The 9,638-nt window shown below is 51.6% G+C and carries 12 protein-coding genes; 8 read left to right on the plus strand and 4 right to left on the minus strand.

Annotated features, from left to right (window positions below):
* The first annotated feature begins 359 nt into the window (after positions 1 to 359).
* From EKM91_RS09635 to EKM91_RS09670, 8 genes are all read left to right on the plus strand, one after another.
* The gene (locus EKM91_RS09635) at positions 360 to 1,073 is read left to right on the plus strand and encodes an amino acid ABC transporter permease (protein ID WP_125753350.1); all 714 of its coding nucleotides are present in this window, start codon (positions 360 to 362) and stop codon (positions 1,071 to 1,073) included.
* Positions 1,070 to 1,810 (plus strand): amino acid ABC transporter ATP-binding protein, encoded by a 741-nt coding sequence (locus EKM91_RS09640; protein WP_125753353.1) that lies wholly within the window; start codon positions 1,070 to 1,072, stop codon positions 1,808 to 1,810. The genes EKM91_RS09635 and EKM91_RS09640 overlap by 4 nt, the downstream gene beginning before the upstream one ends.
* Before the next feature lie 82 nt (positions 1,811 to 1,892).
* Entirely contained in the window at positions 1,893 to 2,702 is an 810-nt protein-coding gene (locus tag EKM91_RS09645) for a transporter substrate-binding domain-containing protein (RefSeq protein ID WP_125753356.1), read from the plus strand.
* A 15-nt stretch (positions 2,703 to 2,717) separates the two neighbouring features.
* A complete protein-coding gene (locus EKM91_RS09650) occupies positions 2,718 to 3,524 on the plus strand; it encodes a transporter substrate-binding domain-containing protein (protein WP_125753359.1) in 807 nt (268 codons plus the stop codon).
* 144 nt (positions 3,525 to 3,668) lie between these two features.
* A complete protein-coding gene (locus tag EKM91_RS09655) occupies positions 3,669 to 4,817 on the plus strand; it encodes a trans-sulfuration enzyme family protein (protein WP_125753362.1) in 1,149 nt (382 codons plus the stop codon).
* A 219-nt stretch (positions 4,818 to 5,036) separates the two neighbouring features.
* Complete coding sequence (locus EKM91_RS09660; protein ID WP_125753365.1) at positions 5,037 to 5,564, plus strand: GNAT family N-acetyltransferase; 528 nt, start codon at positions 5,037 to 5,039, stop codon at positions 5,562 to 5,564.
* Positions 5,565 to 5,589: 25 nt separating this feature from the next.
* Complete coding sequence (locus tag EKM91_RS09665) at positions 5,590 to 5,922, plus strand: DUF2200 family protein (protein WP_125753368.1); 333 nt, start codon at positions 5,590 to 5,592, stop codon at positions 5,920 to 5,922.
* Between the two features lie 213 nt (positions 5,923 to 6,135).
* A complete protein-coding gene (locus EKM91_RS09670; protein WP_125753371.1) occupies positions 6,136 to 6,462 on the plus strand; it encodes a hypothetical protein in 327 nt (108 codons plus the stop codon).
* Positions 6,463 to 6,525: 63 nt separating this feature from the next.
* Here the strand turns inward: EKM91_RS09670 and EKM91_RS09675 are convergent, their stop codons facing one another.
* From EKM91_RS09675 to EKM91_RS09690, 4 genes are read right to left on the minus strand one after another with little or no spacing between them, the layout of a single operon-like run.
* Positions 6,526 to 7,215, minus strand: coding sequence for a hypothetical protein (locus tag EKM91_RS09675; protein ID WP_125753374.1), 690 nt, complete (start codon positions 7,213 to 7,215; stop codon positions 6,526 to 6,528).
* Entirely contained in the window at positions 7,212 to 7,940 is a 729-nt protein-coding gene (locus EKM91_RS09680) for a hypothetical protein (RefSeq protein ID WP_125753377.1), read from the minus strand. Before EKM91_RS09680 ends, EKM91_RS09675 begins: the two co-directional genes overlap by 4 nt.
* The gene (locus EKM91_RS09685; RefSeq protein WP_125753380.1) at positions 7,927 to 8,796 is read right to left on the minus strand and encodes an ATP-binding cassette domain-containing protein; all 870 of its coding nucleotides are present in this window, start codon (positions 8,794 to 8,796) and stop codon (positions 7,927 to 7,929) included. Before EKM91_RS09685 ends, EKM91_RS09680 begins: the two co-directional genes overlap by 14 nt.
* Positions 8,783 to 9,160: a GntR family transcriptional regulator gene (locus tag EKM91_RS09690; protein ID WP_125753383.1), complete on the minus strand. Its 378-nt coding sequence runs from the start codon at positions 9,158 to 9,160 to the stop codon at positions 8,783 to 8,785. Before EKM91_RS09690 ends, EKM91_RS09685 begins: the two co-directional genes overlap by 14 nt.
* Between the last annotated feature and the right edge of the window lie 478 nt (positions 9,161 to 9,638).

The following is a 9,638-nucleotide window of genomic DNA, read 5'->3' on the forward strand; positions in this document are numbered from 1 at the left end:
TTCAATTAGACATTACTGGTGAGCTTGGCGAGCCAGTGACGGTCACTCCCGTTAACGAGCTTGGGTATGCGCCAATACGCAAGTACCTGCAAAGGGAGCCTGTGCAAGCAGACTCTAAACCAAGGTGGTAACGCGGACAAAGCCGCCCTTGACCGGAATAAAAACCGATCGAGGGCGGCTTTTTTTAAAGCGTGAACACCCACGGGTGCAGCCGGCTGGCGATATGACATCACTTGCACATGGGTCAGCCGATTTCGTCGATCCCCGCTGATTTCCCTGGGCAATAGTGGTTCACACCTTGCTCGACGTGTACAATTAACACCTGTAAGATTAGTTAACTCTTTAGTGGAGGAATTACCATGTGGAAAATTATCACCGAGTCGACGCCGCAATTGATCGTGGCGGGACTGAAATACACCATTCCGATCGCGGTCATTTCATTTGTGATCGGTTTGATCTTGGCTTTGATCGTCGCCTTGACGAGGATCAGCCAAAAACGCGGTGCCTTCAGCATTTTACGCTGGATCGCGAGCTTTTATGTTTGGCTATTCCGGAGCACCCCATTGCTGGTGCAATTGTTCATCGTCTACTTCGGTTTACCTTATTTGATCGTTCCAGGACTGTTCCCCAACGGTATCAAGCTTGATCCGTATACCGCTGGGATCATCACCTTTTCGCTGAACACTGGCGCTTATTGTGCCGAAACCGTGCGCGCGGCTTTGCTGTCTGTGCCTACTGGCCAATGGGAAGCAGCCTATGCGATCGGCATGACCCGCAACTTAGTCCTGCGGCGGATCATCATTCCGCAAGCCTTACGGACTGCCTTGCCGCCATTGAGCAACAGCTTCATCGGCTTGGTCAAGGATACGTCGCTGGCCGCTTCGATCACGATCGTGGAAATGTTTGAAGTCAGCCAACAAATCGCAGCCGCCAACTACCAGCCGCTGTTAATGTATACGTTAGTTGCGTTGATCTACGCCGTCTTTTGTACCGTCTTGAGCTGGCTGCAAAAATGGCTGGAAAAGAAATCTTCGGCTTATATGCTGCCGACCCAAGGAGGCACGAACGCATGATCTCACTTGATAAACTCTCCAAGCGCTTCGGCGACAACGTAGTGTTAAAAGATATCACCACCAACTTCCCGGAAAAAGAAACTACCGTCATCCTCGGCCCTTCTGGATCCGGCAAGTCCACGTTATTACGGAGCTTGAACCTGCTGGAAAAACCAGAATCCGGGATCTACAAATTAGATGATCTGACCATCGATTTTTCCAAACCGATCTCGAGCAAAACCACCTTGGATCTGCGTCAACGCACAGAAATGGTGTTTCAAGGCTTCAACCTGTTCCCTCATCTGACGGTGTTGAAAAACATCATTGAAGGGCCGGTACACGTGCTGAAGACCCCTAAGGATCAAGCAATCCAAGAAGCCAAGCAGTTGTTAGCCAGCGTTGGCTTGGCGGAAAAAGAAGACGCCTATCCGGCTCAGCTGTCTGGCGGTCAAGCGCAACGTGTCGCCATTGCCCGCAGCTTGGCAATGCATCCGGAATACATCTTGCTGGATGAGCCGACCAGCGCACTTGATCCAGAACTCGAATTAGAAGTCTTGAAAGTTCTGCTCAAGATCCATAACGAAAACCAGTCCATGGTGATCGTGACGCATAACATGGCATTTGCCAAGCAAGTCGCCAACAAGATCTTATTCATCGAACATGGCGACGCCCGTTATGATGGGCCGACAGACGGCTTTTTCAATTCGGATGATGCGCGGATCAAGAGTTTCATCGCGTCGATGACATTTTCGATCTAAGTGCTCGCTTCATCCTGCCGCGCTAACAAAAGCGCGGTGGCATTGAGGCCAGGACTATTTTAATCAAAAAGGGGTAATCACTATGTCTAAACGATGTTTGTTCCGCAGCGTACTCGCTGTTGCTAGTCTCTTACTGATCGGCGTTGGCCTCAGTGCTTGCGGCACCAAGACCGCGACCAAGACCACTTACAAGTCTGAACTGGTGAAGAAAAACACCTTGACCGTCGGCTTGGAAGGCGTCTATCCACCTTATTCTTACCGCAAAGACGGCAAGCTGACCGGTTTTGAAGTGGAATTGGTCCAGCAAATCGCCAAGCAGCTCGACATCAAAGTCAACATCAAGCCGACGAAGTGGGATGGCTTGATCGCTGGCGTTGGCAGCGGCCGGTTTGATTTCGTCGTCGACAACATCACCGCGACTGAGGCGCGCAAGAAGCAATACGCCTTTTCCACGCCATATGTTTATTCGCATTATATCCTGGTCACTAAACAAGGCAGCGCGATCAAGTCCATCGACGATGTCAAAGGCAAGCGAATGCTTGCTGCCAACGGTTCCGACAATGCCCAAGTCGCCAAGAAATTCGGCGCCACGATCGTGCCTAACAGCGATTTTTCCGTTGATATCAAAATGATCAAAGACGGCCGCGCCGATGGCACCGTCAATGCGCTATCCGCTTGGCAGGATTATCAAAAAACCAACTCGACTGCCGGCGTGTCTGCCACTGAGATCCCAGCAGCTAAAGTTGCGCCTGCGCAAATCGCCGCTTTAATGAGCAAAAAGAACCCTAAACTGCGCCAATCCGTCAACAAAGCCTTAGCCACCTTACGCACAGACGGCACGCTGAAAAAGCTTTCCGTTAAGTACTTTGGTACCGACATCACAGAAAAATAAAAGGGGACATCCATTATGTCAAAGAAGCTCATTCACACCTTGATCGCCACTGCTGCGGTGCTGGCGACTGTCGCCACCACCGGCGTCACGACGCACGCCGCCAGCAAACCCAGCTTCAACTCTGAACTCGTTAAGAAAAACGTGCTAACAGTTGGTACCGAAGGCGAGTATAAGCCTTATGCCTACCGTCAAGATGGCAAAATGACCGGTTTTGAAGTCGATTTTGCCAAAGCTGTCGCCAAGAAGATCGGCGTTAAAGTCAAGATCGTCCCGACCAAGTGGGATAGCTTGATCGCCGGCGTTGGCGCTAAGCGCTTTGATATTGCCGTCGATAATATCACTTCAACGCCAGCGCGGAAAAAGCAATACGCCTTTTCCAACACCTACTTGTACTCGCCATATATCTTGATCACCAAAGCCGGCAGCACGATCAAGACGATCCAAGATGTCAAAGGCAAAAATATCATTGCCGGCACCGGTACTGATAACGCCGTGGTCGCCCAAAAGTATGGCGCCAAGCTGATCCCTAATGGTAACTTCTCCACCACGCTTTCCATGATAAAAAACGGCCGCGGCGACGGCACCGTCAATGCCGTCACCGCCTGGAATGATTACAAGAAGTCGAATGCTACCACCGGCTTTACCGCCAAGCAGATCCCGGCAAAAGACGCCGCGCCAGCGGAGATCGGGGCATTGATGAGCAAAAAATCCCCGAAACTGCGCAAAGCGATCAACAAAGCCATCAAGCAACTCCGTGCCGACGGAACGTTAAAGAAGCTCTCCACCAAATACCTCGGCAGCGACCTCACTGAAAAAGAATAAAACGTGAACCCCACGAGTGCAGGCGACGACTTATCCGCATGCCTGCAGTGAGTGGCAACGCGGGTCCGCTGATTATTTTTGGTAATAGTTCAAACTACTAGGGACGAGGTACGCCGAGTCCCTTTTACATAGGAGGAAATCGCAATGACTGAATTCAATACCCGGCTGATCCATGGCGAAGCGATCAACGACAACTCGACTGGCGCGATTTATACGCCAGTGTATACCAGCACGACATTCGCTTTTCCCACGGCTGACAGTTCCCCGCGCTGGGACTATACACGCAGCGGCAATCCGACCCGCGATTACTTGGAAAAGCAAGTCGCAGCCTTAGAAGGCGGCGAAGCGGCGTTTGCTTTTGCTTCTGGCTTGGCGGCGATCCATGGGGTCTTTTCGTTATTTGCCCCTGGCGATCACGTCATCGTCGGCGATACCGTTTACGGCGGGACTTGGCGCTTATTGAACAGTTATTTTGCCACACACGGTTTGACCATCACCGCCGTTGATACCCGCGACTTGGACGCGATCGCCGCGGCGATCACACCGCAAACCAAGGCGATCTATTTTGAGACGTTCACCAACCCCTTGCTGCATGTTACCAGCGTGAAAAAAGTGGCCGCCTTGGCCAAGAAACACCATTTGTTGACCATCGTTGACAACACGTTCTTGACCCCTTATCTGCAACAACCGCTGGCTTTAGGGGCAGACATCGTCTTGCATTCGGCAACGAAATATCTCAACGGCCACTCTGACGTCTTAGCCGGGATCGTCGTGGCGAAAACACCAGCGCTGGCACAGCGGGTCTATTTTGCCCAAAATGCTTTAGGCGGCGTGTTGTCGCCACGTGATGCAGATCTCGTGCGGCGGGGCATTGAAACTCTCAGTGTGCGCATGGATCGTGAACAAGCTAATGCCCAGTTCTTGGCCGAATTTTTCAACGACAGCGACGCCGCAGATACTGTCTTTTACCCTGGCCTGCCAGGCACGGATGACTATCAAATCGCCCAAGCTGAGACTAATGGCGCTGGTGCGGTGTTTGCCGTTTACCTCAACCAAGCTTACGACGCAGAGACGTTTGTCAATCACCTCCAACTCTTCAAACTCGCCGTTTCGCTGGGTTCGGTTTCCAGCCTTGCAGAACTGCCGTACTTGATGACACATGCAGAATTACCGGTTGCCGATCGCTTAGCCACCGGGATCACACCGCAGTTGGTTCGCTTTGCCATTGGCTTAGAAGATCAAAAAGACCTGCTGGCAGACATCCAACAAGCATTGGCCGCCGCCAAGCAATAACCATTATCCCAAAGCTGAGCCACCGAGTGGTTTCAGCCCATGATACGACGCCTTGAGGCCACGATTCGTCTTTTTAAATCGCGGTTCCAAGGCGTTTGTGTTGCAAAACGCGGCTTTGGCGCGACTAGCCGATCAATGTCTTAGTCCCGTTGTTGAGGTTAGAATGCAGGCAGGCGGACTTTTGTTATACTAGAGACATATTCAAGGAGGTCTTTGCGGATGCGAATCCAACCCGTTACCAAGCCATACTTAAACGCCAGCCTTGCTGTGATCGCTGCGGCTTTTGCCAACGCGCCTCACACCGATGGACATGAAGCCGAGTTAGTGACGGCATTGCGGCAAAGCCCTGCTTACCACCCTGACTATGACGTGATCGCCGTTAACGACAACGATCGCGTCATCGGCCATGCCATGTTAAGTCCCGCTGTCGTGGTGGGTGAAACTACCCGTTGGCCGCTTTTCGTCTTGGCGCCTTTAGCCGTTCATCCAGACGTTCAAAACCGCGGCGTCGGTGGTGCACTGCTCACTTATTTAGAGATCCAAGCCGGTGAAGACGCCCGCCGCGGCATTGCCATTCTTGGCGACCCGGCTTATTATGGCCGCTTTGGCTACCAACCGGCAGCAGACTTTAATATCACTGCGCCAATGACGGTGCCTAGCGCGAATTTTATGGTCAAAGAGTTGTTGGCGTCAGGGTTGCACGGTGTCAGCGGCGAACTGCAATACGCGCCTGAATTCGGCCTTTAAGGAACCCTAAAAGGAGATGATTGCCATGAGTGAGCGGATTTTCGCGCTTCCTTTTAACCAGCTCTACCCTTTGTATCTCAATAAGATCCAGCGCAAAGGCCGCACGCAAGCAGAGCTGGATGCCGTTTTGCGCTGGCTGACCGGCTACGATACCGCGACTTTGCATACCAGTACGTTGCCGCTGCGGGATTTTTTTACCCAAGCCCAAATGCCGCTTGCCAGCAGTCAGATCACTGGGGTCATTTGCGGGGTACGCGTCGAAACCATTCGCGATCCTTTGCTGCAACAGATCCGCCAAATGGACAAAGTCGTCGATGAGCTAGCCAAGGGTAAGGCGATCGATCAGATCTTGCGATAAATCAGCCATTTTCTTCAAACCGCCAGCGCGTCGGCCCAGACGCGCTTTTTTTATGCGCAAGTGCTGGCAAGTTTTCCCTGTCTGAGGAATCAGCGAGAACGTTTTCATCATTTTCTTTGTAAAAACCCGCAAAAAACTCTCGCTTTTCCCACAAAAGCGTGTAAAATAGCTTTAACCCGATCTTAAAGATCGAATAATAAAGGAGGCAAAATTATGGTTAATGAGACCCTACTGGTCACCATGGCCCGCCAAGCGGACTATCGTGAACCATTAACCGCCGATCGCGCATTGCAACTGGCTAAACGCGACGGGCAAGACGTTGGCATCACCATCACAAACACACACATGGCGATCAGCGATTCATCACTGACCATAACGCTGTCTCTAACGGCGACAGGTGATGACGTGCGCTTCCCCGCCAGCAGCGGTGATCCGTATGTCGACTTGGACATGTTCACGTACTATACTTTCGAAAAAGACCACGATGGCAACCACATGCTCGGCTTGACCATTTGTCATGCTGAATGCCTCGCACGCTAATTCAAAAAAGTCCTGACGCAGTCGTCAGGACTTTTTTGATGTCCATATTTCCCGGGAAATACCCTAGCTTTGCGGCTCGATGACCTGCAGTGCCCGAGCGTCGAGGACGATCAGCAACAAACAACCGATCGCCAACACCACTGGCCACCAGTATGGCACTGCCGCGATATCAACGTTAAGGCAGTCAGCCAGCACGCTCAGCGGCTGAACAAAGCGCGTGTGGGCCAGCCACCAGCCACTGCCTAACGGAAGCAAAAAAATCAAAACACGCCAGCTTCCTGGCACCCACAGCATCAACAATTGCGCAGTCAGCCCTAATAACGCCGCAAAACTCAAGGCCGCAAAACTCACTGCCACATTGCTGATCACCGCGGCGCTATCCCATTGCCCGTGATAGCCAAGATCACGCAGGAAACTCAGCGAATGCGGGACGATTTTGCCATATGCCTGCAGCACGCCAGTCGTCACCAAAGCGGTCATGCCCCAAACAATCAGCGTACTCAACAAGACATGGCGCCGGCTGATGCCGCCTTGCATCGCCATGTTGAACTCGCGCCGAAATTCGGTGTAACCGATGACGATCAACACCAGGAAAAACAACCCGATCGGATCACCACTCACAGAAAAACTGGCATCCAACCACTGGCTTAACCACTGAAAAAACCACCCTAGTGCGGCAAATAATGCCCAAACAGACACGGCTTGCAACAAAATCTTCCGGCATTGCCGCTTGAATAACCACTGTATTTTCATCCGTGCCACCCTACCTGTTTAGGCGCATCCAAGCGCAAGTACACCGCCCGCATTAGCAGCAGCAAGACACTCGCCAATACGCCCCATAAGCCCACGATCAGCCACGGGTGCTGATTGAAGTAACCTGGCCAAGCCTTGACCGCTGGCCACAAAGAGGTCAATCCCCACCAGCTGAGCATCGCAATCAGGATCACCAGCATCGGCATCAACCCGCTAAACACCACCAGTAAAATAATCATCGGCCGGCGCGTCACATAAGCAAGCAGCAGCCCAAATAACAACCCCACACTGCCACCGACCAGCGCCATCATCGCTAAATATGCGACACTCACCACTAGCGCTGTTATGCTTGGCTCTATGAAACCGGCAAAGGGCACTAAGACACTTTGGCGCTGGGCGGCGAATAACTCTGCGACGCTTTGTAACCCCAGTGCCATTAAAGCGATCGCCGCCGCTTGGATCAGCAAAGCCGTCGCATAAGCACGCGTCATGGTATAGCGGCTGACCCCGAATTGGAAACCCGGTCCAACAAAAACCGATACCAGCATCACGGCGCCTAAAAAGCCGAGGAACGTGCAGGCAAACGGCCAATTGCTCGCTGGAAAATGGCTTCCGGTCAACAAAGGCAAGCCATCTTCTAACAAGAACCACCCCACCGAGGTCATTGCCACCATTGGGAAGACCCAGCCTAGCATCAATTTTAACATCGCCTTATACTTCATCACCTTCACCTGCCTCTCGGGTAAATTCGATGAAGAGTTGTTGTAAATTCATCCCATCCAAGCTGACGCCTGCCGGCAGTGGCCGCTCAAGCGGAGTGTCTAATGTATACGCCGTCAACATGCCGCCTAAGCGCACCTCACGCAACGGTTTGATCCCTTGCAGATAATCTTGCACTAAAGCAGCTGGGCCGGAAACCACGCGACCGCGTTGTTGGAGGGCTTCAACGCTTTCGGCTAAGGCGACTTGGCCATTTTCCATGACGAATACGTCATTCAACAACCCTGCGACTTCTTCGATCAAGTGAGTGGCGATCACAAACGTCCGCGGCCGCTGTGCGTAAGTGGCCAACAGTGCCTGATAGAACATCTCGCGGTGATTGGCGTCTAAGCCTAACACCGGTTCATCTAAGAAAATGTAATCACACGGCACACACAAGGCAATGATCACATTGGCGATTGTTTGATACCCAGTCGATAATCGCCGCAGCTTCGCTTTTTTCAAATCTAATTTGAATTGGCGCGCCAATTTTTCAGCCAGCGCATAATCAAACCCGCCATAGAGCTGATCGACCCACTTGAGCAACACCTTGAGCTTGCTGTCTTGATTGAATAAACGCGCGTCACTCATCAAGTAAAGTCGATTTTGCGCCTGTTCGTTTTCAAATACCGATACCCCATCAAGTGTGATCGTGCCAGCGGTCGGGCGCGCACGGTTGGTGATCACCTTCAACAGCGTACTTTTGCCCACCCCATTGCGGCCTAATAACCCATAGATCCGCTGTGGCTGAATCGTCATTTCCACGCCAGTCAAGACTGGCTTGAAGTAATACTTTTTCTCGATCCCCTTAATCTCCAACATGTGCCCACCCCTTCTCGATTGCAGCTTGCAATGCCGCTTGCGTGATCCCCAGCTGCTTGGCTGTTTTCACCAGTGCTGCGACTTGTTGCTGGTAAAAATCAGCTTGCGCTTGTTGCTGCAACTGCGCCTGCGCCCCGGCACAGACAAACATCCCGATCCCGCGACGTTTTTCGATCAACCCCGCATCAACTAAGCGGTTCATCCCCTTCAGCACAGTTGCCGGATTGAGTTGATACGTGTGGGCGACCATTGTTGTTGACGGGATCTGCTCCCCTTCAGCAAACGCCCCGCTGAGGATCCCTGCCTCAAACTGCGTCGCGATCTGCTGATACAATGGCACCACACTATCGGCTTCAAAATGCATCGGCTCACCTCCGTTATTTGGTTAGTTACTCAACCAACTAACCTCCAACCTAAAAATACACGCCCACTTGTTTGTAGTCAAGTGAAAGCGTGTTCTAAATTCCATTGCTTAAGCAAACCAACCAAATCAATGATGCCGAAAAAATGGTTTGTCAGCAGCTCAAATCAGCTGATTAGATAACGTTTTGACATGGCTGATCATGATTGCCTAAATAGGCACAAAGCGTTACACCAAGTATTGCGATTCCTAGTCGTCGTTTTGTTTCAATTGGAATGAAAATTCAAGCATAAAATATCACTTTCTAAAATAAAATTCACGATAAAGAAAGCGTTGACATTATTGTTTAAAGCTGGTAAATTGATCTCACGATCATGGGGACGGATATGGTGCTGGTACACATCATACGTTTTTCCGTTCTTTAACAGCGGGGACTCCTGCCGGGTAACCGGACCTCGCAAACGCTAAAGGGTAGACCCTT

The organism is Lacticaseibacillus baoqingensis (genome assembly GCF_003946165.1).
In the GTDB taxonomy this organism is placed as follows: Bacteria; Bacillota; Bacilli; order Lactobacillales; family Lactobacillaceae; genus Lacticaseibacillus; species Lacticaseibacillus baoqingensis.